General features: G+C 60.8%; 27 protein-coding genes. 26 read left to right on the forward strand and 1 reads right to left on the reverse strand.

Annotation, left to right across the window (positions count from 1 at the left end; genetic code table 11):
• Positions 1–245 precede the first annotated feature (245 nt).
• The 24 genes from RYM47_RS12045 to RYM47_RS12160 all read left to right on the forward strand — a co-directional run bounded on the left by RYM47_RS12045 (position 246) and on the right by RYM47_RS12160 (position 21,806).
• Positions 246–2,075, forward strand: coding sequence for an integrase (locus RYM47_RS12045; protein ID WP_229298516.1), 1,830 nt, complete (start codon positions 246–248; stop codon positions 2,073–2,075).
• On the forward strand, positions 2,062–2,832 hold the full coding sequence (locus tag RYM47_RS12050; RefSeq protein WP_008266608.1) for a nucleotide-binding protein: 771 nt from the start codon (positions 2,062–2,064) through the stop codon (positions 2,830–2,832). The genes RYM47_RS12045 and RYM47_RS12050 overlap by 14 nt, the downstream gene beginning before the upstream one ends.
• A 168-nt stretch (positions 2,833–3,000) precedes the next feature.
• Entirely contained in the window at positions 3,001–3,546 is a 546-nt protein-coding gene (locus RYM47_RS12055) for a hypothetical protein (protein WP_049446852.1), read from the forward strand.
• A 383-nt stretch (positions 3,547–3,929) separates the two neighbouring features.
• Positions 3,930–4,283 (forward strand): hypothetical protein, encoded by a 354-nt coding sequence (locus RYM47_RS12060; RefSeq protein ID WP_040008476.1) that lies wholly within the window; start codon positions 3,930–3,932, stop codon positions 4,281–4,283.
• A 59-nt stretch (positions 4,284–4,342) separates the two neighbouring features.
• Positions 4,343–4,771 (forward strand): hypothetical protein, encoded by a 429-nt coding sequence (locus tag RYM47_RS12065; protein ID WP_146256386.1) that lies wholly within the window; start codon positions 4,343–4,345, stop codon positions 4,769–4,771.
• Positions 4,772–4,933: 162 nt separating this feature from the next.
• On the forward strand, positions 4,934–5,500 hold the full coding sequence (locus tag RYM47_RS12070) for a hypothetical protein (protein WP_008267292.1): 567 nt from the start codon (positions 4,934–4,936) through the stop codon (positions 5,498–5,500).
• Between the two features lie 86 nt (positions 5,501–5,586).
• Positions 5,587–6,276 carry a phage N-6-adenine-methyltransferase gene (locus RYM47_RS12075; RefSeq protein ID WP_229298517.1) on the forward strand — a complete coding sequence of 230 codons (690 nt, stop codon included), beginning with the start codon at positions 5,587–5,589 and terminating at the stop codon, positions 6,274–6,276.
• Positions 6,269–7,057 (forward strand): hypothetical protein, encoded by a 789-nt coding sequence (locus RYM47_RS12080; RefSeq protein WP_146256385.1) that lies wholly within the window; start codon positions 6,269–6,271, stop codon positions 7,055–7,057. The genes RYM47_RS12075 and RYM47_RS12080 overlap by 8 nt, the downstream gene beginning before the upstream one ends.
• Positions 7,050–7,712: an N-6 DNA methylase gene (locus RYM47_RS12085; protein WP_049451765.1), complete on the forward strand. Its 663-nt coding sequence runs from the start codon at positions 7,050–7,052 to the stop codon at positions 7,710–7,712. Before RYM47_RS12080 ends, RYM47_RS12085 begins: the two co-directional genes overlap by 8 nt.
• Before the next feature lie 499 nt (positions 7,713–8,211).
• The gene (locus RYM47_RS12090; RefSeq protein WP_140222693.1) at positions 8,212–8,382 is read left to right on the forward strand and encodes a ribbon-helix-helix protein, CopG family; all 171 of its coding nucleotides are present in this window, start codon (positions 8,212–8,214) and stop codon (positions 8,380–8,382) included.
• 46 nt (positions 8,383–8,428) lie between these two features.
• Positions 8,429–10,078, forward strand: coding sequence for a phage/plasmid primase, P4 family (locus tag RYM47_RS12095; RefSeq protein ID WP_008265409.1), 1,650 nt, complete (start codon positions 8,429–8,431; stop codon positions 10,076–10,078).
• Between the two features lie 62 nt (positions 10,079–10,140).
• On the forward strand, positions 10,141–10,386 hold the full coding sequence (locus tag RYM47_RS12100; protein WP_040008462.1) for a hypothetical protein: 246 nt from the start codon (positions 10,141–10,143) through the stop codon (positions 10,384–10,386).
• 66 nt (positions 10,387–10,452) lie between these two features.
• Positions 10,453–11,466, forward strand: a complete 1,014-nt coding sequence (locus tag RYM47_RS12105) for a zincin-like metallopeptidase domain-containing protein (protein ID WP_008264731.1) — start codon at positions 10,453–10,455, stop codon at positions 11,464–11,466.
• A 361-nt stretch (positions 11,467–11,827) separates the two neighbouring features.
• Positions 11,828–13,588: an ankyrin repeat domain-containing protein gene (locus RYM47_RS12110; RefSeq protein ID WP_315388181.1), complete on the forward strand. Its 1,761-nt coding sequence runs from the start codon at positions 11,828–11,830 to the stop codon at positions 13,586–13,588.
• A gap of 106 nt (positions 13,589–13,694) precedes the next feature.
• Positions 13,695–14,279 carry a hypothetical protein gene (locus RYM47_RS12115; RefSeq protein ID WP_024957517.1) on the forward strand — a complete coding sequence of 195 codons (585 nt, stop codon included), beginning with the start codon at positions 13,695–13,697 and terminating at the stop codon, positions 14,277–14,279.
• Positions 14,279–14,488 carry a hypothetical protein gene (locus tag RYM47_RS12120; protein ID WP_008266166.1) on the forward strand — a complete coding sequence of 70 codons (210 nt, stop codon included), beginning with the start codon at positions 14,279–14,281 and terminating at the stop codon, positions 14,486–14,488. Before RYM47_RS12115 ends, RYM47_RS12120 begins: the two co-directional genes overlap by 1 nt.
• Positions 14,489–14,678: 190 nt before the next feature.
• On the forward strand, positions 14,679–14,996 hold the full coding sequence (locus RYM47_RS12125) for a hypothetical protein (RefSeq protein ID WP_315388185.1): 318 nt from the start codon (positions 14,679–14,681) through the stop codon (positions 14,994–14,996).
• Positions 14,993–15,307 carry a hypothetical protein gene (locus tag RYM47_RS12130; RefSeq protein ID WP_100437272.1) on the forward strand — a complete coding sequence of 105 codons (315 nt, stop codon included), beginning with the start codon at positions 14,993–14,995 and terminating at the stop codon, positions 15,305–15,307. Before RYM47_RS12125 ends, RYM47_RS12130 begins: the two co-directional genes overlap by 4 nt.
• Positions 15,304–15,687: a hypothetical protein gene (locus tag RYM47_RS12135; protein WP_040008451.1), complete on the forward strand. Its 384-nt coding sequence runs from the start codon at positions 15,304–15,306 to the stop codon at positions 15,685–15,687. Before RYM47_RS12130 ends, RYM47_RS12135 begins: the two co-directional genes overlap by 4 nt.
• Before the next feature lie 824 nt (positions 15,688–16,511).
• The gene (locus RYM47_RS12140) at positions 16,512–17,894 is read left to right on the forward strand and encodes an Eco57I restriction-modification methylase domain-containing protein (protein WP_315388189.1); all 1,383 of its coding nucleotides are present in this window, start codon (positions 16,512–16,514) and stop codon (positions 17,892–17,894) included.
• The gene (locus RYM47_RS12145; RefSeq protein ID WP_049429336.1) at positions 17,891–18,832 is read left to right on the forward strand and encodes a BsuBI/PstI family type II restriction endonuclease; all 942 of its coding nucleotides are present in this window, start codon (positions 17,891–17,893) and stop codon (positions 18,830–18,832) included. The genes RYM47_RS12140 and RYM47_RS12145 overlap by 4 nt, the downstream gene beginning before the upstream one ends.
• 69 nt (positions 18,833–18,901) lie before the next feature.
• Positions 18,902–19,987 (forward strand): DUF697 domain-containing protein, encoded by a 1,086-nt coding sequence (locus RYM47_RS12150; RefSeq protein ID WP_049429335.1) that lies wholly within the window; start codon positions 18,902–18,904, stop codon positions 19,985–19,987.
• 274 nt (positions 19,988–20,261) lie between these two features.
• Positions 20,262–21,182 (forward strand): PDZ domain-containing protein, encoded by a 921-nt coding sequence (locus RYM47_RS12155; protein WP_229298519.1) that lies wholly within the window; start codon positions 20,262–20,264, stop codon positions 21,180–21,182.
• Between the two features lie 120 nt (positions 21,183–21,302).
• Entirely contained in the window at positions 21,303–21,806 is a 504-nt protein-coding gene (locus RYM47_RS12160; protein ID WP_049429334.1) for an H-NS family nucleoid-associated regulatory protein, read from the forward strand.
• Between the two features lie 538 nt (positions 21,807–22,344).
• Here RYM47_RS12160 and RYM47_RS12165 read toward each other — a convergent pair.
• Positions 22,345–23,166 carry a GIY-YIG nuclease family protein gene (locus tag RYM47_RS12165; protein ID WP_049429332.1) on the reverse strand — a complete coding sequence of 274 codons (822 nt, stop codon included), beginning with the start codon at positions 23,164–23,166 and terminating at the stop codon, positions 22,345–22,347.
• A gap of 611 nt (positions 23,167–23,777) precedes the next feature.
• On the opposite strand from RYM47_RS12165, the gene RYM47_RS12170 reads away from it, so the two are divergent.
• Both RYM47_RS12170 and RYM47_RS12175 read left to right on the forward strand, forming a co-directional pair.
• Entirely contained in the window at positions 23,778–24,275 is a 498-nt protein-coding gene (locus RYM47_RS12170) for a spore coat U domain-containing protein (RefSeq protein WP_008266871.1), read from the forward strand.
• Positions 24,276–24,391: 116 nt separating this feature from the next.
• Positions 24,392–25,048, forward strand: a complete 657-nt coding sequence (locus tag RYM47_RS12175) for a fimbria/pilus periplasmic chaperone (protein ID WP_315388199.1) — start codon at positions 24,392–24,394, stop codon at positions 25,046–25,048.
• Positions 25,049–25,055 lie beyond the last annotated feature (7 nt).

The raw sequence follows: 25,055 nt of genomic DNA on the forward strand, positions 1-25,055 counted from the left end.
CCGTCTCGGTGAGTGAAGGCGGGTTGCCGTCAGAAACGGCAAGTAACGGGGTTTTTTGTTGCGATGGTGTTGCGACGGCCGGTTGCTTGGGCAAAGATCGTGTTGCGACGCCAATCGGGACACGGACGATCATGCCAAAAAATGTTGCGACGGACCGCGCCACCCGGCGCCAGGCCACCAAGTTTAGTCTGACCCACCAACAGGTGATGGAGCTTTCAGTTCGGCGCATCCCTGCGTCGGGAGGCTTGGGCAAGCGCGCCAAGCTGGTGGAGCGGCCGGCGGAGCAGGGCGATAAGGCCTATCGCGTGCTGGATGGAAACCAAGGGGCGCCGGTAGGGTTTGGCTTCTACGTGGGCAAGACCCGGACGACCTATGAAGTGGTTCGGCGCGGAACGCAGGGGGTCCGCCGCTTTGCGTTGGGCAACGTCACGGACATGGGGCTGGAAGAGGCCTACTCCGTGGCCCGGGAGCTGATTCAGGAGCTCAAGGCGTCAGGCGAGAACCCGAAGACTCGGGCAGCGCGGGCTAGCCAGCAGCAGCAAGAGGACGGTCGACTGGCTCGGCTCACCGTGGCCGACTGTTTCGACGTCTACATCGCCGACATGAAGGACCGGGTGACCAAGCGACTGGTGAAGCAGTCCAGCCTGACGGCGTTGGAGGACAGCCTTGCTCGATTGTCACGTCCGGAAGTGGGGTTCGCTCAGCGGGCCGTGGCCGATGTGACCGACGACGACGTGGAAGCCGCGTTCGACGCGTTGCGCAAGAGCGCGATGGTCCGATCCAACCGCATTCCGACCCCGATGCGAGAAGCTTTGGCGGGCTACGAGGACTGGGCGGAGCTGGATACGCGGACACTGGAAAGCCTGGGGATCACGGGAAAGTATGTCCAGCGCGTCCGGGCCAGTGGCCTGGCCGCCACCGAACACAGCTTCACGGATGCCCATCGCGCGGTGGCCATGGTGCTGAAACGTGAGAGCGTCCTGGCGGGACGGGAAGGGCGAGAGTCTAGGCTGAGGCACAACCCCCTGCAGGCCATCTTTGATAGGCACTTGCTGAGAGGCGCCCGGAACCTCCGCAAGCATTATGAGAAGGCGGCGGTCCGCAATCCGCTGACCGACAACACGCTCCCAAAGGTGTTGCAGTCGATTGTGGGGCGCCGGGATGAGCAGGGTGGCCACAACGCCGGCGCGTCCGATTATCTGCTGCTGACCTTGCTTTGGGGCACGCGTCGAAGCGAAGCCGCGCAACTGCGCTGGATGGATCGCTGTTCCCACAGCGAGTTGATCCAAGAAGAAGTGTCATGGGTCTGGCTGGGCCAGCCCGGGGAGATCAACCGCTATACGAAGCGGGAGGGCCCGCAGGTCTTCATGTTCGACACCAAATCGGGCGAAGAGCGCTTCCTGCCGATCAGCTACTTCGCGGAGAGGGTGCTGCGACTGCGCTTTGAAACCCGGCTGGACGACGACGGTGCCCTGCGCGAACTGGCTGCAGCAGAGTCGTTGCTGAAGTCAGCCAAGGCCAAGGGGGCGGCACGAACGGTCCTTGCTGCACTGGAGGCAGGCGTCCAGGAAGCGTTGCGCAAGGTGGACCGGACACGCTTCGTGTTCCCCGCCCGCTCTAGCCGCAGCAAGTCGGGCCATTACCTCGATAGCAAATCGATCCTCGCCAATGTGCGTCGCGACGCGGGCTTGGTTGGGCAGCAGGGAGATACGGGGGACATTCGGGATGACGTCGACCAGGGCCTGACCACGCATGATTTGCGGCGGACCCTTGGGCGTTATGCGGCCCTGAAGTTTGGCGAGAGCCGCATTGTCTCGCAGATGCTCCACCACCACGTCCGCACGGCCGGTGGCGATGGCATGTCTCCGGTCTCCGAACGCTACACGCAGCAGGAGTGGGCACGCCTTCGCGAGGCATTTGGTGAGGTTGAGGAGATGATGGTGGCCCGCAGTCCCCGGGTCTGGAACCGGCTCAAGGGGCTGGACAAGCCCCGCCTCGACGAGGCCGGCGAGGAGCCGGTTAAACTGTTCGCTCCAAGGAACAGGAAGTTGGCGCTGAGCCATGCAGACGATTGAAACGGTTCGCAGTGACGAGGACTACCGCGCCAAGCTTCAACGCGCGCTGGACCAAGAGCTGTCGCGCGCTGCAGCCGGCCTGACGCCCACCGTTTCAACCAAGGCCGCAGCCCAGTTTCTCGGGGTGCATTTCGACACGCTGGGCGAGTGGCGCCGCCGGTCGCCCCCGCTGGGGCCGCCCTTTCAAAAAGGCGCGGGCAGCCTTCACGGCGGGGCCAATCAGCACGTCCGCTATCTGTACGAGGATCTCGTCGAGTGGCAGCGCGCTCGATTGGGTCGCTCAGCCAAGGAGCGCCGGCTGGTGGCAGAGGAAGACGCTCTGCGCCAGCAGATCCGCGAGCTCGAGCGGGAGCTCGCGGTAAAGACGGGCCGGACGGAGTTGGAGAAGCTCAAGAAGGCGGTCGGCAAGGGCGTGTCCTTCCTGTCGTTGCGAGACTGCGTGTCGATCAGCCATGGGTGGGTAATGAGCGACGGCTGTATCGCCGGTCACGTTCTCTCGGTCTCGGAAGATCTGCTGGACCGGGCCCTGGACGAAGGCAACGTGTGGGATGCATCGCTGTCCGAGGCTCTGCTGGAGGCTTGGGTCAGCGTCGACGCAAGAGAACCCTACGACGCCGCCATGAGCGCTGCGTTGGACGAGGTGGAAAAGGTCTTGCGGGTGGCGCGTTCTTCTGCCCGCCAAGACGCATTGGACGACTCTCTGCCTGAGCCTGCCCGACCCGCAAAAGATGTCGGTGGCGGTCGATTCCGCTTCTGAGGCCGCCCAGTGAGAGAACGCCAGCCAACAGCTAAAGGTCGAGACCCAGGGATTATGGGGGGCAAGCGTCGTGGCCGGCCTCGAAAAGATCCGACGTCACCGCTCGTTACATTGAGCGAGCAACATCAGGACGAGCTATCGCGAGCAAGAAAAGGCTTGGAGCCTGATGTGAGCGGCGCCGTCGCCGCTTACACGATGGGCATCAGCCTAGACTCATTGAACAGTCGACGCCGGGCGGGGAAGGGGCTCTTTCCTGATTTCACGAGGGCGAAGAGCAACAAAGGTGGCACCCGTTACAACTGGAGATCCGTCCTGGATTGCAGCGAGGCGGAGGTGAACGGGCGATGGATATCGGCCGGCCGCCAACGTATCGAAGAGGATGAGGCAAGTGCGCTGTCGGCAGCATTGGCTGTAGCCAAGATCAGGCGCGCTGAGGCCGATGCCGAGATTGAATCCCTGACAAAGGCACTCAAGCGGCTTGGCATTAAGGCGCTTGAACGCGTGCTGCCTTGGGCGGTGGATGATCGAGGGCGGGTGCTTGGCTCTGCCGCGGCCTACCCTGCCCACCTCGCAAAGCCTCACACGACCCTGGAGGCGCTCCAGATGCCCTGGGTCGAGCGGCGTCTGCACGACGTGCTGATGGACGCTGTCGACTCGATCCTGAGCGATGTCCGCCAAGCGCTGAACAGGGCGCGTGAGGCAAGCCTCGGCTGAGGCAAAGGCTTACCGCGAAATGGGATGCCCGAATGCCGGGTCCTCGCGCACTTTGTCGTGAAAATGATTGCTTGCAAGCCCTTGAAAAACGATCACTTTCAGTGATTTAGCCCTTCATGGGAGGTCGCCAGCGAGTGGGTAGGATGGGCGCACAAGAAACGGAGACGCCCTTGAACACTTCCCCCGCCTACCAGGCCCGCCCAGTGGCACTGCTCTCAGCACGCACTTTGGGTCGGTGCCTAAGGAAACCTGTAGTCCGGGCGTGACCGCTTCCGAGTAAGGGCGTAGGTCAGGCCAAGCGGCTCACTACTTCGATCACTTCTTCCGCGCGGCAGATCTGCCGCGACGGCGAAGCTTTACCCAAAAACCAAGGAGATGCTCCCGTGGGACTCGATATGTTTGCAGGAAAAACCCGTAAAGACGTGGTGGACAACACCGCCGTGCCGATCATGGAATGGCGCAAGCACCCGGATCTGCATGGCTACATGCAGGCGCTGTATGCCAGCCGGAGCGGCTGCAAAGACCCGATGAAGTTCAACAAGAAGCCCCTGTTTCTGTCTAGGCAGGACCTGGAGGACCTCCGGCAGGCCGTGCTTTCCGGACAGCTTCCGAAAACGGAGGGGCACTTCTTTGGCGAGTCTCTTCCCGAAGAACAGCACTTCGACCTGATCTTCATCGATGGAGCGTGCCGCCTCATCGATCAGGGTTGGAATGTCTTCTACGACTCGTGGTGGTGATCTCTGTCCTCTCGTACCGCTACCCAACCTTCCGCATCCATCAACCTTCGGAGTCCATCGTGAGCAAGAAGCCCAGCAGCAAATCCCGCCGTAATCGGAAGTCGAATCGTTCCTCTCGATCTCATGGAGCGATCGTTCCGCAGATCTATTTGACGACCAGTGCGGCTTCCCTCATTGAGGGGATGGATAGCATTGAAAGGGAACTCTTTGAAATGACGCTCCCGGACTTGCTGACGTCGGAGGAAGTCACGTCCTGCATTCAAGTTTACGGTTCTTACCGAGCAGTCGTGACCCATTTCGACACGCAGTTTGTGGTCGAGTCCGTGGGGTGCCGCGCCGCTACGAAAGGCCATTCATCCAAGCCCGGCTTTGTTCTGGATACATACGATCAGCATGCACCCGGCGATTTGCAGCCTCCCTCGTGGCTCGGCAGCTTCCAGCCCCTCCTGCGCACGGCGCCGCTGCCCGGCTTGCAGTCCGAGTCGTAACCCCAACCCGGGCAGCGATCGCCTTTCCGGGCTTGCCTAAGGCAGTGCGGGCATCGCTTGCCTCTCTGCTGGCGCGCAGTAACCCAACCCCATAAAGCAAACGTTCAACGCGGCCCTTTGGCCGTGAGGGCGGAGCTTTGCCAAATCATCAAGGAACAGCCAATGAAACAGCGATACACCATCAGCGTCACCGGCCCGGTGTGGGTCGACTACAGCGTCGCCATGGATGTCACGTGTGTGTCCGATGCGATCAACCATCTTGAATCGCTTGATCCTGAAATCGCCGCACAGTGGCTGATTGAGTCATCGGCCTACTCTCTGGAAAGAATCGAACACGAGGTATGCGGAGGCGTGGGGGACGCGGTGTACGAGGCGATCCCGGACTACGTGTTCAACCGAGCCGGTGAGATGGAGTTCGGATCGGACGAGGAGGACGACCACGATGGTGTCGCCGATCCCGTCGCGCCCGCGTTGCCGCAACGCCTCTTGCTGACGGCGACGGGGCTCGCCAGCCGCCGCTACACCTTCGAAGCCGAGTCATGGGAAGACGCATTGAGTCAGTTTCACGGGCTCAGCACCGAGGAGCTCAATGCGCCGACGTGGAGCATTTGGGGAATTGATCTGGACGTGGACGTCAGCCTTGTCGTGGGGGCATTGGTCGAGGGCGGTGAAGCCGACGAAGACGCGCTGGAAGACATTGCCATGCACCTGGACGTGCAGCTGCCGTAGATGCCCTTGCTGTACCTCGGACCCGCTACGCAGGTCTGAATCCCTCGAACTAACAACAACTCCCTATCAACCATAAGGTGTGCACATTGAACATCCTCTCCGCTTCGTCTGACCCGAACAACCTCTTCATGCCGAAGGAGCGCAAAACCACCTCCATCCCCCGGACTAAAAAGCTCGCCGCAGCCACAGTTGGTTTCGACCGCTTGCCGCAGTTCGAGACAACCACCACTTGGCTCACCCCTCCGGAGCATATTTGGGGCAGCCCGAGGGAAGGCTTCACGGGCCTGGGGCCCTTCGACCTGGATCCGGCAACGCCCGAGAACGGGATGCCGTGGCCCACCGCGGCTCGGATGCTCAAGCCCAGCGATGACGGCCTGGCGTCGGAATGGCCGGCGGATGCCTTCGTTTTCATGAACCCGCCGTTCGGCCGGGGGCAAGAGGCCTGGATGGAGAAGATGGCCAACCACCCGGGGGGCGGCATCGCCCTGGTGTTTGCGCGAACCGAGACCCGCTGGTTCCAAAGTTTCGTGCTGAACCACCCCGATGTCAGCGCGGTGGTCTTCCAGGAGGGCCGCTTGAAGTTCCACCGGGCCAACGGAGACGTAGGTGACGCGCCCCCTGCTGGCCCTGCGTGGATTGCCTACGGCGAGGAGGGCGCCCGTCGCTTGAAGCGGGCGGTCAGGGAGGGGCAGATCCGCGGATGTTTCCTGGAGCTGGACTTTGCCCGGGTGAGTTCTGGGGTGGGCGCTGACGTGGGGGCGGCCAACGATGAGTAAGGGCACTTCGAAGAAGGCAAAGCCGACCGATCCCCGCAACAATGCTTACCAGCGGTTGTTGAAGGCTATCCAAGCCATCCCCGGGGAATCGCCCAGGGAAAAGATGCGCAAGTTCACCGCGTTTGCGCTGAAGGTTTGCGTGATCAATCAGGCCGAGGAGTTGTTCACCCGGGGATTTGGGCCCTTGGTCGCCTGGTGTGACTTGACGCTGCTTGGGACTGACGTGCAAGGAAGCGAGGATTGGTGCCACGAAGCGGGCCAGGCCTACGGCGGCGCAGTGGAAACCTTCGAGCCGTTCGAATGCATCCTGGGCCGATTGTTTAATGAGTTGGTGTGGTCAGGGAAAAAGAACGACGCTCAACATTTCACCCCTTGGGGCTTGGCGAGGGCGATGAACGCCTTTGCTCAAGCGCCTCAAAAAGACGAGTGGCCCATGGGTGACCCCACCTGCGGAGCCGGCACGCTGTTGCTTGTGAAGCTTCACGAACTGGCCGGGAAGGATTCGAAGGCCCTTCGGGGGCTTACCGTGAAAGCGAACGACCGCGATCCGTTGTGTGCTGCGATGACCGCACTTCAGTTGCTGTCAAACCAGTTGATCTGGCGGATGCCCATCGGGCGCGTGGTGGTCGAGTGCAAAGACATCATCACTCAATACCTGGAAACGCGGGTGGTGTTTTGGTCTCTCACGCGAGATCGGTTCATCGCCATGGATGAGGAGATCCGGCTCGAGAAGGCCAACCGGGTGACGGGCGCTGACATGGGGGCGGCCAACGATGAATGAGGTCGCCAACCTTGTGAAGGCCATCCGCGCCATCCCTTCCACTCCTGGCAAGCCGTGGAATCCGCGGGTTGCATTCGAAACGTTCGTTCAGCACGCACTGATGTCAATGGCACATATCCACGCAGACACCAAGGGTCACCTCGACACCAAAGTCCTTGCTTTTGGACCCTTGAAAAAAAATGTCGAAGAAGCGCCTGAAGTGGTAGCAGCCATCAACGCTTACATCAAAGCGGTCTTCGCAAGCAGGCCGTTTGACGATGTCCTGGGACGGGTCCATGCCGAGCTGCTGGCCAGGAAGGGTGGGGAAGGGCTGGGTCAGTCTTTCACTCCCGGCGATCTTCTCGATCTGGTTCAAACCCTTGCCACCAGGCATCGGCCTGGTGGGAGCGGAGCCAAGGTCTACGACAGCTGTTGCGGCGCGGGTTCGCTTGCCCTTGCCGCGATCAGGAGTCAACAGAAACACCTTCCAAGCGAAAAAATCCTGGTGCTGGCGGGGGACATCGATCCGTTGTGCGCAGCGATGACGGCTTTGCAGATCCACGCGAATCAAACGTTTCATTTCTTGCCGCTTGGGGCGGTCAAAGTCACGGTGGGGAACGAACTGATCGGTCCCAGGCGCCCCGGGTTTTGGTCCCGCTTCCACCTCTACGAGTAGAGGCCGGAGGCCCGCCTTTCCCTCTTCAAGACTCGGCGGCGAGCAGCCGCCGGCTCTTGCTTCAAGCCGCTTTTGCTCTTGTTTTTCCTAACAGGTAACAAGCACCTGTTACCCCCTTGTTACCCGTGAAAGCCTTGTCCCATAAGGAGGTAACAAGGGGTAACAGGGTAACGGGTGGATCGCGAGCTCCCGATGGGTGTATGCATGGATGTTGTGAGCGGTGAGTGGATTTTTCTTGCGTGGATCTCTTAAACCACTTGTTACCTTGTTACCACCTGTTACCCCCAGTAAACATAAGGGTTTGAAGGGTAACAAGTGGGTAACAAGCACTTGCTACCTCCCAGGCTGATGCTTGAGGTATTTCACACTTTCAAGTGTTTCTGGAGCATCGAAAGCAGAAACGAACATCCGTTGGCGCGAGCCCTTGCCAGTTCCGTAAAGCCTGCTTAGATGGATTTGTGGCCACAACAGGACCACAAATCAAGAAACGGAGCAGGCAGTGAAGACGAAACGCGAAAAGACCGCACGGGATGAGTTGTTGAAGGCCCGGGTCAGCAAAAGTTTTAAGGCGTTGGTGGAGGAGACGGCGGTGGCCCGTGGGCAAACCCCTTCCGAGGCCATGCGTCAGGCGCTTCAAGAGTGGGTGCATCGCCCCAGTCAAGCGGCATAAAAAACCCCGGGTGCGAACCGGGGCGTTTACTACTAGGGATTACAACATGAAGAGTAAGTCGAAGACTGGCCCTGTCAAGGGCGGGGAGGCCAATGGCGACGCCGTTGATCAGGCTCCGAAGAAAAAGGGCAAGGCCTTTGGGGCCGATGCCAATCCCAACGACGCCACGGATGACCTGGGCGTTATTGGGGAAGACCTCTCGTTTGAGCTGGCTTATGCCGACGATATGCGCCGCGCCAACTGTTTCCGCATTGGCGGCAAGATGGACAACGGCGAGATCGATTTTTCGCTGTATCAGTGGAATGAGTCCGAAGGCATCTGGGCCCCGCAAGCCACCCGGGAAGTAGAAGCCCACGCGTTGGACTGGATGCGCAAGCACGCCCCGGAGGACGCCAAGCAGAGCAGCGCGACCAGCTGCGTCAAGACGGCCATTCTCGAAATGATCCGCTTGCCTGGCATGAAGTTGCCTGAAAGCCAGCATCGGGCCATCGTGCCGCTGAAGGGCGGTTACCTGGAGATCCTCAAGGACGCCAACAAGAAGGCCTACATCGAATACCTGCCGGCCGACCCCAAACACGGGATCACTTCCTTGGTCCCAGCGAAGCTCAACCTCGACCAGGTGAGGTCCGGCCGCTACACCCCCAAGCCGTTGGACCCCAAGTCGCGGTGGGCCAAATATCTGGATCGCTTCATGCCGGACATGGCCGTGCGAGGGTTGCTTCAAGAAGCCATGGCGTCGTCGGTCATGCCGATGTGCCTGGAAAAAGCCTTCCTGTTGCTGGGAAGCGGCAGCAACGGCAAGAGCACCTTGCTTCACGTCCTGCGAGCCATCCACCCCAAGAACACTGCGGTCCGCATCGACAAGCTGGATGGGCAGTTCGCCATGGCACCTCTCGCTTCCAAGACTCTTTATCTGGCGACAGAGGCGCCCAAGGTCCTCTCCGATCCCATCCAGCAGGTCTTGAAGGCGCTTATCTCGCGCGATCCCATGTCAGCGGAGAACAAGGGCAAAGATGCCTACACCACGGTGCCGCGCGGCACGCTCTTCCTGGCACTGAACGCCATGTTCTCGGTGACGAGTCACGAACACGGCTTCTGGCGAAAGATTTGCATGATCCCGTTCAATGTGCGCCTGGCCGAGAACGACAAGGACCGCGATCCGGACTTCCACAAGAAGCTGACCGAGGACCCGGCGGAAATGGCCGTGATCATCGACTGGCTGCTGGAGGGGGCCATGCGCCTCATTGAGCGTGGCGGCCTGCCCGAGGAAATGCCCGAGGCCGTCAAAGCGCTGGCCGAGCAGACCCGGCAAGAGACGGACACCACGGCATCTTATTTCGCCGAGCGCATGGTCATCGAAGAAGAAGGCACGTGGACCGACAAGAACGACATCTATGCAGACTACCGAAACTACGTTCTGGATGAGCTGGGCCGCAAGCCGGTGGGTGCTGAAGAGCTTTGGAAGCGGGTGCGCGAACGGATGCCGGGGCTCCAGCAGAAGCAGAAGAAGGCGACGAAGGGATCGAAGGCCGAGCGCTGGGTCAACCTGCGCGTGGGGGGATTGAAGCCGCGCCTGGAGGGCGGGGCTCCCCAGGCCATCCCGGACGAGGAGGTTCCGTTGGGTGACCCTCTGAGCAAAGAGGCCATGGAAGCCATCGCCCTCCTGTCGGGCGCACCGATGGCTGAAGCCGCGTAGGCCTTTACAACCGGCGATGGTGCGCTATTGCAAAGGGGTATCCAAACCAAGACGGAGCCCCCATGCCATCGCCCGACCACATTCCCGAAGACGCTTTCCACGAAGAAGCTATCACCGCTGCCGATCTAGAGAGCCCAGAGACACCGGAAGCGGACCCGCAATACTTGCTCGTGCAAAGCGGGTTTGGTCTCCACGTCCGTCTGGGAAAAGACGGCGACCAGGGATTGCGCAGCGAGGACGAAATCGCCGAGCTGGTGCGGCGAGCGTTGTATCACCGCAAGAGTCTGACCCTTCATATCGAGTTCTGACCCCATCTACCCACAACCACCTGTTGAGAGGCGCAGGAGGTTGAAAAAGATTTGAGGCAACCACCCATGTCCAAGTATTCCGATCTCATCCAAGCCACCGCCGAGCGAATGCTCGACCTCATGAAGCAGGGCACCATCCCCTGGCGCCGACCCTGGAACGACCCCGACGCCCCGAAGAACGGCTCGATCAACGGGCCGTGGAATCCAACCTCGGGCAAGTCCTATAGGGGCTCGAACACACTGATCCTTCTCGGGGCGCAGATGGCCCATGGCTACAACGACAATCGCTGGCTGACCTACCGGCAGGCAGAAAGCATTGGGGCCCAAGTCAAGCGCGGCGAAAAGGGCCAGCAGATCGCTTACTGGGATTTCAGCAAGGCCGGCAAAGCCAAAGACGGTGCCGAGCCGTTGACCGAAGGCGAAGAGAAGAGCGGATACCAGGGACCATCGGTGTTCGTCGCCACGGTGTTCAATGCCAGCCAGATCGACGGCATGCCGGAGCCCCCGCCGCCCTTCGTCATGCCCGAGTCGATCCGTAACTTGCGTGTGCGGGAGCTGCTGGACCGTCACCAGCCGAAGGTTCACCACGACGGTGGCAACCGGGCGTTCTATAGCGTCGCTGCCGATTCAATCCACCTGCCGAAGCACCACACTTTCAGAGATGACGTCAGCTATCAGGCCACGCTGCTCCACGAACTGGCCCATTGGACTGGAGCGAAGCACCGCCTCGACCGAGACCAGACCGGGCGATTCGGCAGCCAGGACTACGCCAAAGAGGAGCTGGTTGCAGAGCTGTCCAGTTTGTTCATTTCCGAGCGCCTGGGCATTGGCTTAGGCAGGCAACACGAAGAGCAGCATGCGGGCTACCTGCAGAGCTGGATGAGGGCGCTTGAAGACGACGCGAAATGCCTGTTCCGCGCGGCCAGCCAAGCCGAGAAGGTCATGACCTTCCTCGACATTCCCGCGTTCGAGCGCGAACCGCTGCCGCAGGTCAAGAAGGAGCAGGGCATGGACCAGAGGCGGAAGGCGGAAGCCGACCGAAGGTCCCCATCGCGACGCAAGGAGCGCCAGGTTGCTTAGCGCAGGTAGGGGGTTGACCTTTTGAGGTTTCGAGTTAGAAATGAATGTGCTGGGGGAAGTCCCGGCTGTGGTCCGATTCCTCTACTTCTAACTGAGAACTTTTCCAGGGTGAGCGGTTAGAAGGTGGTTGGGTGGTTATCCTTGCTGTTTTTGGTGGTTTCCGGTGGTTGCTGTCGCCGGGGTGGAAAGAATGCTTAGTTAACCGACCTGAGAAATCAATAACTAGGCGCCATGTTTTTTCTTGAGCTTCTTACGCTGGGTTGAGAGGGGTGGCGAAAGCCGCCCCTTTTCTCTTTGCAGCCCCTTGCGCATCCCCCTTTCTTTGTTAAGACATGAGTATCACTCACCAAGCGGAGGAACCATGGCTGGCAATGTCTTTTCAAATCTACTTCGACCCTTCATCCGTCAAAAGGACACGGAACTACCAGGCGTGGCTTCTTCTGAGCCGCTTGAACCCCCGGTCCGGGAGCGCTTGGATGATTCAAGCCAGCGGCCAGTGGCTTCAGCGGAGCCGGCAACCCTTTCGCCCGTTGAGGGCCCTCAAAGTGTGCCCCCATCGTTCAACGATGAGGCAACGGATCGGTTGGGGAACACTTTGGTCTTCGCTGGTCTGAAGACGAAGGGTCGCTTCGAGCACGAGGTAAGGCAGGCCATCGAAGACGGCGCCGATGTGAAAGGGTATCGCGACGCGCGCGGCGATTCCGCCTTGCATAAATGTCAGGAGCCGTGGCAGATGGAACTGCTTATCTCGGCTGGGGCGGATGTTCACGCGTTGGACAAACAAGGGCGTTCGCCTTTTGATCGCCTGTTGAGCACATACCAAAGGGAACCCGCTTGGTCCGAAAAACCTACTGCGGAAGGTTTGGCGCTGTTGGCGAAGGCCGGAGCGGATGTCAATGCCCTAAGCCAAGGGCAATCCGCTCTGCATGTTGCTGCGAAGCGAGGGCTTGAAGGCGATTGCCACATGCTTATCGATGCCGGCGCCGACGTGAATCTGCGGACGGACGGGGGAGACACCCCGCTCCACCTGGCCAGCGACCCAAGCGTTGTGCTGCGCTTGCTGGATGCCAAGGCCGATCCCTCCCTGCTGAACTCGAATGGCGAGCCAGCGCTAAAACATGATCCTATGCTTTATCGAGAAAGTATTCGGAACCACCGAGACGATTTTTCGCCGCGTGAGCGCGTCGATGCGGCGACCGACCCGATTTTCCTGGCCGAGACGCCCAGCGAGCTTGTCGCTGCGTTGGGGCAGGGCGGTAGTGTGAGGGACACCGATGCGCTGGGCCGAACCGCGCTTCATTACGTCAAAACGGGGGAGATGGTGCAGGCGTTGGTGTTGGCCGGGGCCCAGGTTGACGCAAAAGACATGGAGGGAAACATTCCTGCCCATACCGCGGACGAGCGCGCGATGGAAGAGTTGGTCGATGGGGTGGGGAGAGGCGTTTCGCAACACCATGTGGAGAACGACAGGGGGGAAACCCCTTATGCGACCCGGGATCACTACCACGAGGCTCGGTATTGGGATGCCGAAGCGAAAGAGCAGGCCGCGGAAAAGGCGGAGCAGACGAAGGAGGCGCAAGACCGCGTGTTCAACATTGTGGAACTCATTGAGGCCGGCGACGCCAAACGTCTGCTGGAGCAGGTGGATCCCAACGAAGAACTGGTCAGTCGGAACCGAACGTTCAACATCGACGGAGACGAGGGCTGGGCTTACAACGACTATGCCGGCTACAGCGTCCTTCACGAAGCGGCGAAGCAGGGGAACACGGAACTCTGCCGAGAACTGGTGTTCGCAGGGGCGGACTGGAACAAAGAGTGTAAGCTCGTCGGCGAGCAAGGCTTTGACAACTACGTCAACGGCTTTCGAAACGAGCCTGGCATGAAGCCCATCGATTTTGCGAGCAAACGAGAGACCAAGTCGTTCTTGAGCAACGCTGAGAACGAGCTGCGATGCCACAACCGATCCAAGCTCTTGGACGAGCTTCTTCCCGCTGCCAACGCTTGGAAACCACCGGAAGGCGGGTTTGGGGCCGACGCCCAACGGCAGGTCGGTGCGGCCATGAAGGCCCATGGGCAGGACGGCCAAACCCTGGAAGCCCCTCGCTTGCGAGCGCGCTTCTAAGGCCAAGGGAAAGGGCGGCGAAAGCCGCCTTTTCTTTTCCCGATCCCCTTGCGCAAACCAAACCGTTTGTTATGGGTAGTGCAACCCATTCAAAAAAGGAGGCCTCATGCGCGCGTTGATTCTTTCTCTGGCCCTTGCCAGCCTGCTCCCCCTTGCCGCCAGCGCCGCCGAGCCCCGTAGCGATTCGGTCGCCGTTGCCGTCGGGGTGAATGCCACCGTGATCACGCCGCACACCATCGCAGTAAGGGTCACACACGCCTGGGAGGCGTCCCCCACGGAAACCGCCACCGGGGTTCAGTCCTTCGAACCCATGGAAGCGCCGGGCCGTGGCCCATACGCGGCTTACAACTCAATCTTGAAGAAGAACCCCGCAACACGCGAAAGCGTCACGCTGTGGGTGATTGACGAGGCGCAGCGCTACTACACGCTCCGAGTGACGTATGAGCGCGTCCCATGCCGCGACACGCGAAACAACGGTGTGGATGACAGCGTATGTGCGCTGCGCATCGCTGGCCGCATTCTGCCGTTCTACATGCAGGGCGACGAGCAGGGGGCTTTTGAGGTGGGGGATCAAGTTTTTCTCCGCTCCGAAGGGACCGCGCAGCCAGTGATTACAGAGCTTGAGGCAGCTTCCGTATCCGTAGTCATCGGTGCGGGCAGAGAAAATGTAGCCGTTGGAGGGCAGCGCTGATGAAATGGCTCGCATTTTTCCGCAAGCGCCCCGATGCCGCGCTGAGCATCGAGGACTTCAAGCAATCTCCAGGCCACGTTTTGATGGACGAGAGCGGATACCTGGGCCTTTCTCACGAAGCAGCAGCCCAGATCGATCGGTTGCGCCAAGCCAAGGGCTGGGGCGTGCGCTCTGCCAACGCGGCAACGACCGGCAAAGGGCGGCGCTAATGGGAGCCACATTCAAAAGCATTGCCCACCATTACGGTCACCTCATTCTAGACGGCATGGATTGCTCCCCTGCGCAACCTCACGAGCTGCACCACCTGCCAATGGCGTGGAATCTCAAGCCCAGCCAGTGGGGCCAACCTCTCACCTTCCAAGCGCGCCCTCTCAGAAGTCACCCGGGGGGCCGCCCATGGTGAGCGCGATTCTTTTGCTGACCCTGCTCGGCCTCATGGTCCTGGTCCCTCTCTGGACGCTGAAGCGCTTTGCCGACGCCAAGGCAGCCTGGCAACGGGTGAGGGGCGGTGAGCGAGACGCTCGCACGCACGGCCGCGTCGTGATCCATGGCGGGCTGTTTGGAGTTGGGATGGTGGTCATCGCCGCGTTCTTGGCCCAAGCCACCTTCAGCGTCTGGCACCAGCTCGCCACCGGGGGAGGCCTGTTTGTCCTCGGCACGGTCGCGGTGCTCTGTCTGCTGGCCTTTTTCTGGGGCAAGGGGAGGTCGCGCGGATGAGTGCGTTGACGATGCTGGTCCTTTCCATGCTGGTCCTTGCTGTGTTTCTCTGCTCGGCGGCGTTTCTCTCTTTTATGATCGCGTTGACTTACCCGACCGTAAAGCAATCGCTGGCCCTATTCTGCGCCGGGAAGCGCGACGCATCGCGCTACGTGGATTTCGCGATTTTTGGGGGGATCTTCGCGGGTTGCGTCCTCACGCTCGCATTCGGGGCGGTGGTAATGGCCCTCAACATTTCCAGCGCTGAGGACGCCGCTCTATACGCGGCCACCTTGCTTAGCGCGGGACTGGGCTACTGGGTGGGCCGATGACACGCGAGCTTTCCACCCTTTTTGAGCCAGGCCCTCTCTCCGGCCCGGGCAGCTTCGAGCTGCTCCCCATGTCTCCGGACATCCAGGCCCTCTACGACGCAGCCCAACGCAACACGCCTTTCAGCAAGGACGTGGACGACGCCCTAGCCGCGCACCGCCAAACGTGTGGTGAGCGGGATCAAATCGAGCACGCCCGACGGGTAGACCCGTCCGATGCCATGCCCATCGACCCGGAGGCTCGTCGCCAAGCCTATGAACGTCAGCGGCGGTATGCGATTGGCGCCGGCATGACCGCAGGCCTGACGCTTGGGGCCATCGCCCAGGCGCTTGGTGTGTCACCCTCCGAGATTCAGGGCGACTTGGCGGCGATGGATCGATGAGTCCACGCAAAGGCTTCCTCGGCGGCCGATCCCCGGCCCAGGTTCAATCCTTGCTGGACGAAAGGGTGACTCAGCGCGCCTTGGCCCAACGCCTGGGCGTCACCCACCAAGCCGTGAACCGCTTTGTCCGGCGGCACCGCCTGGCGGGTTCCGGACGGCAGGCGTTCCGGGACCGCCAAGCCCGCGAGCTCGCTGAGCGTCGCCAGCAGGTGCAGCGGCTGGTCCGAGCCGGGCTGACCTCGGCCGAGGTGGCCCAGCGCTTGGGCTTGTCGCCGGCCACCATCGGCCTGGACCGCCGAGCCCTTCGCTTGGGGCGTGTCCTGAAAGGGCCGGAGCAGCGCAGCTTGCAGGGGCTGGGCCTGGACCAGGTTCGGGCTCGCTTAAAGGAGGTCAGCCGGGCTCAGTTGGCGCGGGAGCTTGGGGTGAGCACTTCGGCCGTCTATGGTTACTGCAGGAAGGCGGGCCTCGTTCCATCTTGCGACGGCGTCACCAAGCCAGCCCTTCACCCTTAGTGCCCTTAGCGGCTGCCTCAACAGGGTGCTTGACCTGCCAATCGTATGGGCTTTGGACTGCTTCGTTCTGGCTTGGAAATGGCTTAGATCCTTGGGGTTCGGCGGCGCTCCCCGGGCTCAAGCCTGCGATGCGGAGCTGTTCCAAGTGGTTGCATACCGAGGGGTTTGTATCAGCCCTTGAGACGCTCGGGTGCGATAAAATGGCCCCCAATGGTCCTAATGTGAACACCCATGCTCCAAAGAGCCGAACTGCAACGCCGGGAAGTCGCCGGCCTCACCCCCCGACTTCACAAGAGTGCCATGGGGCAGTTCATGACCAACGCCGACGTGGCCGCTTTCATGGCTGGTCTGCTGGAGCCCAAAGCGGGGCCGCACGTGCTGCTGGATCCTGGGGCGGGTTTGGGGGCCCTCAGCTGTGCGGTGCTGGATTCTTGGAAAAGCGGGAAGCTGGGCGACGGCTCGATGTCGGTTGAGGCACATGAGCTGGATGGCCGGCTGCGGGAACACCTCGAAGCGACGCTGGTGGGGTATGAATCAGACGGGGTGAGGGTGACGGTCCGAGAGGGCGATTACTTGGCCGCCGCAGCCGATGACTTGGAGAATAGCAGGGCACCTTTCACGCTTTGCGTGATGAACCCTCCCTACAAAAAGATTGCCGCCAGCTCGAATGCGCGCGTCCAAGCGAGGCGCATCGGACTGGAGACCGTGAACCTCTACTCGGCGTTTGTTGGGGCTGCGCTGGCGCAGATGGCCAATGGCGGGCAGCTGGTCGCGATTATCCCCCGCAGCTTCGCCAACGGGCCCTATTACAAGCCCTTCCGGCGCTTCATCCTGGATCGAGCCTCTCTCAAGCACATTCACCTGTTCGACAGCCGAACGAAGGCATTTCGCGACGACGAAGTATTGCAAGAGAACGTCATTCTTTTGCTGGAGCGCGGGGGGGAACAGGGGAACGTGACCATCACATCGTCAACCGACGATTCGTTCTCTGATCTGCGCACACAAGAGTTTCCGTTTTCGGCCATCGTGAAGCCTCAAGACAAGGAAAGCTTTATCCACGTCCCGACAGACGAGGCTGATCTCATTGAAGCCTCCCCTCTCGTGGGCGCATCGCTTGCAGACGTGGGGGTATCGGTCTCGACCGGCCCCATCGTGGACTTCCGGACGCGCGAGCATCTGCGTGCAATGCCGGAAGAGGGCACGGTGCCGTTGATTTACGCCTTCCACATCGATGGGACCAAGACGACCTGGCCCATTGAGGGGGCCAAAAAAGCGAACGCACTGGTTCGAGACGCGCGCACCGAACGCTCGATATGGCCGACCGGCTACTACGTTGTCGTGCGGCGGTTCTCGTCAAAGGAAGAAAAGCGCCGCGTGGTCGCCTACCTCGTGCAGCCGCAGGACCTCAAGGGGCAGGAGCGTCTAGCATTCGAAAACCACTCGAATGTTTTCCACTTCAACAAACAGGGTCTTGAAGAAGATGTGGCTTGGGGCCTATTTGTTTACCTCAATAGCACCGCCTTGGATGACCACCTGCGGCGGTTCTCTGGGCACACGCAGGTCAATGCAACTGACCTGCGGAACATGCCTTACCCCACGCGTGAAACCCTGGAAAAGATGGGGCGTTGGGCCAAGAAGGCCGCCGACCTCGGTCAGAAATCTATCGACAAGGAAATGGAGCAAGTGCTGGCATGACGCAGAAAAGGATTGATGCCGCCGAGGCAATCTTGGCCGCAGTGGGGATGCCCCGTGCGCAGTTGAACGAGCGCTCGGCGCTCTCGCTGCTGGCGCTTGCCGATCTGACGCCGGATAAGAAATGGGCGAGAGCTTCCGCGCCGTTGATTGGCATCACGCCGATCATGGATTGGGTGCGCGAGCAGTATGGCAAGTTGTATGCGCCCAACACCCGGGAAACGTTCCGGCGGCAGACGATGCACCAGTTCGTGGATGGCGGCATCGCGCTTTACAACCCGGACAATCCGGAACGACCGGTCAACAGCCCCAAGGCGGTCTATCAGCTCACCCCCGAGATGCTGGCGCTCATCAAAACCTACAACACGGCGGAGTGGGAAGCGTCTCTTGCTGTGTTCCGGGAGAGCAGGCAGTCACTTGCTGATCAATACGCGCGAGCCAGAGAGTTGAAGCAGGTGCCAGTCGTGATCCCGGGCGGCGGTGAAGTGATCTTGAGCCCAGGTGAGCATAGCCAGCTCATCAAGCAGATCATCGAGGTGTTCGCCCCGCATTTCGCCCCAGGCTCTGAACTCATCTACGCTGGCGACACCGGGCAGAAGGTTGGTGTCTTCGATAAAAAGGCACTCTCGCAGCTGGGTGTGACGGTGGACAGTCACGGGAAGATGCCTGACGTGGTGTTGTATGACCGCAAGCGGGAATGGCTGCTGCTCTGCGAAGCGGTCACCTCACATGGACCGGTAGATGGAAAGCGGCACCAAGAGCTTGAGAAACTCTTCAAGGACAGCAAAGCTGGCCTGGTCTATGTGTCGGCGTTCCCTGACCGCGCCACGATGCGCAAGTATCTGGCCGATATTGCTTGGGAAACCGAGGCTTGGGCCGCTGATGCCCCCACGCACCTGATGCACTTCAACGGTGAGCGGTTCCTCGGGCCTTACAAATAGAGCGACACGCGGTGGCTTAGCTGCGGGTTATTGTTGGTTGACTGGGTAAGAAAAAGGATACAGGGGAATATGGACGGAAACTTTGCTTCAACAATCGCAGACGCGGTCGCAGACGCGGCCAAGCAGATGGGGCATGTCAACATCCTGATCGCCGGTCGGTCTGGAGTCGGGAAGAGCACGCTGGTCAACGCCATCTTCCATGAAGATTTGGCTGAAACCGGGCAGGGACGGCCTGTTACAAAGGAGACCAAGGAGATCACCAAGGAAGGGATGCCGGTATCGATCTTCGATACCCGTGGCTTGGAGATGGCTGACTATAAGAGCACCATTGGTGCGCTCACGGATTTCATCCAAGCTCGTAAAAACGAGGTTGACCCCACGAAGCACATCCATGTTGCTTGGATTTGTGTGATGGAGGACGGCCGCCGCGTGGAACCCGCGGAAGTGGAACTGCATGCTGCTCTTTCCAAAGTTGTTCCTGTCATCGGCGTGATCACGAAGCATCGCTCCGACCAAGGCTTCAAGAAGGAAGTGGAGGGCCTTCTGCCAGAGTGCAGGAATGTGGTCCAGGTGCGCGCAATCAAAGAAGAGCTTGATGACGACGTTGTATTGCAGCCCAAGGGCCTTTCGACCCTGGTTGAGGTCACCATTGGTGCGATTCCCGAAGGTGCAAAGCGCGCTTTCGCGTCTGCTCAAAAGGCGGATCTGAACACAAAAAAGTCTGAGGCTCGGAAGATTATTATGGCCGCAGCCACGGCGTCTGGCGCCGCGGGGGTGAGCCCGATTCCTTTCTCGGACGCGATGATCATTGCCCCCGTGCAAATCGGCATGATCGCCAAGATCACATCGATCTTCGGCGTCAATCTCACTAACTCGATGCTCACATCGCTTGTCAGCTCTGCGGTGGGCGTGGCCGGTGCTAGCTTTCTCGGCCGCACCTTGGTGAGCAACCTGCTTAAGTTCGCTCCGGGCATAGGGACCGCCGCGGGAGCGGCCATCTCTGGAACCACGGCCGTCGCGCTGACGTCGGCGCTGGGCGAAGCTTACCTTGCCGCTATGGTCGCTATCTTTACGGACGACCCGGATGCGTCACCAACTGGCGAAGAGATAGGTGCCCGCTTTAAGAGCGCGATGAGAGACATGCTTAAGAAGTGATGCACATGCCCGGCCCATCATTTGATGAGCCGGGCTGCTTAGCGAGGTGTGTCGGACCAATGGCTAGCCAGTGTTTCTAGATCGGACGCCATTTCCCTTTATATGCAGGCGCTTCAAGCGCGAGTTCACGTGTTGCAGTCCTTGGCCTCTCGCGTCCGCAGTGCAGATCGCTGGCGACCCTGCGTCAATCTGTCCTGCAGCAGATAGCTGCCAGGTGCTTAATGTAATAGCATTGGCAGGAGGTCCAACGTCAGATGCTCTAGGGGGAGCGCACATGGCGATTCGAACGTTTGTGTTTCTTCTCGGTTTCATCGTCCTGCCGTTCACCGCGACTGGCTCTCAGCTGTTCGCCGTGACTCCCAGTGGCACACCCGAGGCCGTGTTCTCAGGCAAGGCATCGGTGGCGGTGTCCCGCTTGTCCAGCAAATGCATGGATGTGCAGTGGACAGTCGTGAGCAGCAGCGATACAGAACTCGTTTGCGAGTCGCCGTTGAGCACGGGCCAGTCCATCATGGGTCAGATGCTACTCGGGAACAGTTACTCCACGCCGCCTCGGCGCTTCTTCCGCTTCAACGTGAGTGAGCTGTCCGGAATCTCGCGTGTGCAGGTGTCGGGCTGGATGGAAACTCAGATGGCCTTCGGCCAAATGCAGCGCGCTCCCTTTTCAGGGGCGGACTTCCACAATAGCATCATGAACTTCCTGATCAGTGCGGGAGGTGCGTTCCCCGCAGGGACGACCTTCCCCAACCACGCCGTGCTCGGAGTTCTAGGGAAAGTCGCTCCGCGCGGCAGAGCTGCTGTCTACGAGGTGGCTGAGGTGACGCCTGGTGCAGCTGCTGACCGAGCGGGCCTCAAGGCGGGAGACGTCATCATCTCCGTGGCCGGAAAGAAGTTCAAGACGGATGTTGAGTTCCTAGACGGCTTAGCAAAGGCAGCCAAGGCACCGACCTACCAGCTCGATGTCACGCGCAACGACGCTGCAATGTCGCTCACCGTCGACCGGGAATACCGACCCACGGCCACGCAGGCCGCTAGCGTCGCCGAGGAGCCCGCGGCGGTGCCCACTCCCGTGGCACCAGCCCTTTCGGTTGCCGATGAGTTGGCCAAGCTTCTGAAGCTCAAGGAGCAGGGCATCCTGACGCAGGCCGAGTTCGACTCGCAAAAGAGCAAGCTGTTGGGTCAACCGTCCCCATAGAGAGCGCTCCGTCGAGGCGTGCGAACGAGCCATTGCTGGGGGCCGCGGAAGGAGGGATGTCTGTCTCCTGGGCGCTTTATCGGATATAACCAAGGCGTCCTTATCTAACCGAGTATGCCAATGGCCTTCACCACCCTTCAGTCGATCAACGCGGAAATCAAACAACTCGAAGCCCAAAAGCGGTTGGTGGAGAAACGCGACGGTGAAGTGCCCAAGGCCATCGCGGTGCTTCAGAAGTATGCGAAGGTTCTCAGTCCCGCCCAGCGTCGTCAGGTTGCCAAGCTCATTGGCGAGGCCATCGACGTCACGCCGGCGCGTTCCCCGAAACCTTCTGCTGGGCCGCTGAAGGGTCGAAAGCTCGGCAAAGTCGCTCCCAAGTATCGACTTCCGACGGGAGAGACCTGGGCAGGCCGAGGACTGGCACCCAAGGCGTTCACGGCATGGGCCAAGTCGGCCGAAGGCAAGGCGTGGGCGCAGGCGAACCCTGGGGCCAAGTTCCCGCCCGCCGCTGGCAAGGTGAAGAAGGCCGCGGCTAAGGGAGCTGCGAAGGTGGGCAAGGTCGCCAAGAAGGCAAAGCCGATTCGGAAACCTGCCAAGAAGGCCAAGCCGAAGCCGGCTGCTTAATCCCGTGGACAAAGGCCCTGCGAATGCCCGTGCCAAGGCGTTGGCCGCTGCACACGTGTTGCTCGACATGGCCGACGGAACGCTCTTGCAAGAGGAGGCGGGAACGCGATTGCGCACTGAGTTTGGGCTTCACTGGTCCGCCTTGACGTGCGTCCAATACTTGTCAGGGAAGGACGCGGTCGCTGCATTGGCCGCCCTTCCGGGCGAGTGGAGCGAGCAGGGGCGGACGAAATCGGATCTCCTCCAAGCCGTGGTCATGGCCCTGGCGATTGTCCGCGAGGCGCGCGGCAGTCGCGGAGGGAAGGTCTCTGCCAGCAAGCTGTCCCTGCGCCTTCAAGAGGTGCGAGCCGCGGCCGTGGGGCAGCCCCCGGGCGTGGAGCCTTGAGTGCCAATGCGACGGCTGCACAATCCGGATGGATGGATTGGATCGCCGAGCGCCTGCCTGTCTGAAAGAGCGTCCTGTGCCCAAAACGGCGTGCCTCGGGCATGCCGCTTACGATCACAACATGACGGTTCGCTGCGGCTCAGCTGAACATTGTTAGTTGCGGTTGTAGCCGTTGCGGGACATCAAGATTCGCTTCCAATGCGACTCCCTCTTGTCGATCTGGCTCTCTTGGGACCGCCGGTCCATGACTTCGAGGATCGAGAAGCGCAGATCGCGCTGGCGCTCGGTGGCCTTGATGCCGAACTCTTGGACCAAGGCCTTGTTCCAGCCGTGCCCGGTGCTCGAATACTGGCACCAGCGACCCCAGATGCCGGCGTCGCCGTCCGCTTTTCCGACGTAGAGCAGGCCGGTCTTGCTGTCCGTTAAAAGGTAGATGCCTTTGACACTGGAAAGAGCTGCACGCCAAGAGTTGTTGCCGCTGGCAACGATGCGGTCCAGGGTGCCTTTGTCGATGTCCACGTGACCGAACCCAGGGAACTCTCCGTCTCCCAGCTTTTCTGCCAGAAGTTCGTGCACCACCATGTCCCCCGAGAGGGTCTCGCCTCTGAGGTAGGAAGTGCGGCTGACGTATTTCCCCGTCACGAAGAGGCGTCCTTCTAACGCCAGTGTGCTGTCGATGCGTTCCAGGGTGTAGTCAACGTGGGGCGTTCCGTTGGCATCCACATCGGGCCTGCTTCCCACGGATCGGAAGAGGCCGGCGAACATCCAGCGGTAGGTGTGGGGGATCTGGACGAGGGACAAGACCAGGTCCCGGTCAAAGTTTCGCTGCCGCTGCCAGCATTGCCAATCGTCAAACCGGCCGTCCAGCCAGACGTCGATCGGATCGTCGATCTTGTTGTTTCGGGCCAAGTGAACCTTGGTGCGAGCCGGATCAAACGAAGGTTCGTATAGCTTGATGAGGTCATACAGGAGCACGCGCAATCCCTGGCGGCAGTCTGGACCACCATCTTCCCACTGCCAGCCGCTTCTGAACCAGCGCCCGGAACGTTTCAGGGGAAGGAGCTGGCCCGCTTCGCTTGTGCCTGCACTGGTTGCACCGGGCGTGTGCGGCCACCACGTTCCCGGATACGTCTCGGCCCCCGTCCTGCTGGGCGACCAGGTGCTCGGCGGTGCATTGAAAGGCTCGGGCCTTGCTGGGCTTCAGCCCAAGCTCTGAAGGAGCCGCGAGCCACATCGGCAGGCCGCAGTAGTAGCAGCGGCCGAACTGGGCATGGAAGGCAGACGTGCGGAGGGATTTGCGGCGCTTGGTCGTCATGGATGGCTCCGGAATCAAAAAAAGATTCCCGCGCCCCCATTGGGTGGACCTCGGGCACCCGGAGCCTATTGGCTATGCGGGCACAACACCGACGCTTCTGCGACCGGCGATTGCTTTTTAGCTTACTCGTGTCTTCGGTGCAAGCGCTTGGGTTGGCATCTGCAAAATCGTGTTGTCAGATCCTCTTGCGGAAATAGATTTATCGAGTATTGGTGAAGTAAGCCCAAGCCGGGCCATATCCCTTTTCCCCAATATCCGAGGAGGATTTTTCATGCGCAAGACCCTTTCTTTTTCTCTGGCCTTGATGGCCGCGTTTTCTGCCACTTCGGCGTCCGCCGCTGACGTCACCGAAGACCTGATGATTTCTGCGACCGTGAACAACGAGTGCAGCCTGCTCGTGACCCAGCTGGGCGGCGGTGAATACAACGGCTTGGCGTCCGGCACGCAGGGCTATTCCAATGGTGCGTTGATGGTTCGCTGCAACCAAGGCACCGCCTTCAGCATCGTGCCTGGCGATGGGTTGAACTACGGCGCCGCGATTGCTCGTCCCAATCACCGCGCCGTGTCCGATGGGGCCGGAAACTTCGTCGCCTACGGCCTCTTCAAAGATCCTGGTGCCAGTCAAGTGTGGGGCAGTGGGGCCGACGCTTGGGAGGGCGTGGGAACCGGTGAGCAGCAGATGATTGGCATCGGTTATGCCTTCTATGATTTGAACAAGGTGCCCGGCGGGACCTTCTCCGATACCATCGCCGTGACCCTGACTTACTGACCCTTAAAGGGTTTCTACCAAACCCCCGGATATCTCCGGGGGTTTTCTTTTGAGGGTGGGTTGACAACTTTAAATGTTTTGGTTGGATCAAAGGAGGTGATCGATTTGGAGGAATGATGTTGAAGCGTTTGTTGGTGGTTCCATTGTTTATGCTGTGCGCCGCTCCTGCGTGGGCGGGCAACGTGTCGTTGTTTCCCACAAGCATCGTGGCCCCGGCTGGAGAAAAGGCAGGGGCGTTGACCTTGGAAAACCATGGGGAAACCCCCGAGCGCTTTCAGGTGACGGTGCTGGACTGGTCCCAAGATCCCAGCGGGCAGGACGTGACCGGCCCCGCCAAGGCGGTGATCGCGGCACCGTCCATTGTCGAAATCCCACCTGGGTCCCGCCGGGCCGTGCGGTTGGTCCGCACCCAGGGCGTCGGCACGCCCGGCTACTACCGCGTGCTGCTGCGCCAGTTGCCCCAGCCGTCCACGGCGGGCCAGGTGCAGTTGTTGATCCACCAGAACCTGCCGGTGGGGTTTGAAGACGCCAAGGCCGGTCCTCCGGTGCTCACGGCCCGCTTCACCGCCGACGGCCTTCTGCTGACCAACACCGGTTCGACCGCCGCGCGCCTGACCGCCGTCGGTCCTCAAGGCATGCCGGCATGGCGCGAAGGGGCGCTGGGGTGGGTGCTCCCTGGTCAGAGCAAGCTGGTTGAGCTCAAGCCCGGCTTGAAAGCGTCCACGCTCTCAATCACGGCCAACGGGTCCCCCGCTACCGTCCCCGTGAACTGAGGGCGAC

This window comes from uncultured Stenotrophomonas sp. (assembly GCF_963519125.1).
In the GTDB taxonomy this organism is placed as follows: domain Bacteria; phylum Pseudomonadota; class Gammaproteobacteria; order Xanthomonadales; family Xanthomonadaceae; genus Stenotrophomonas.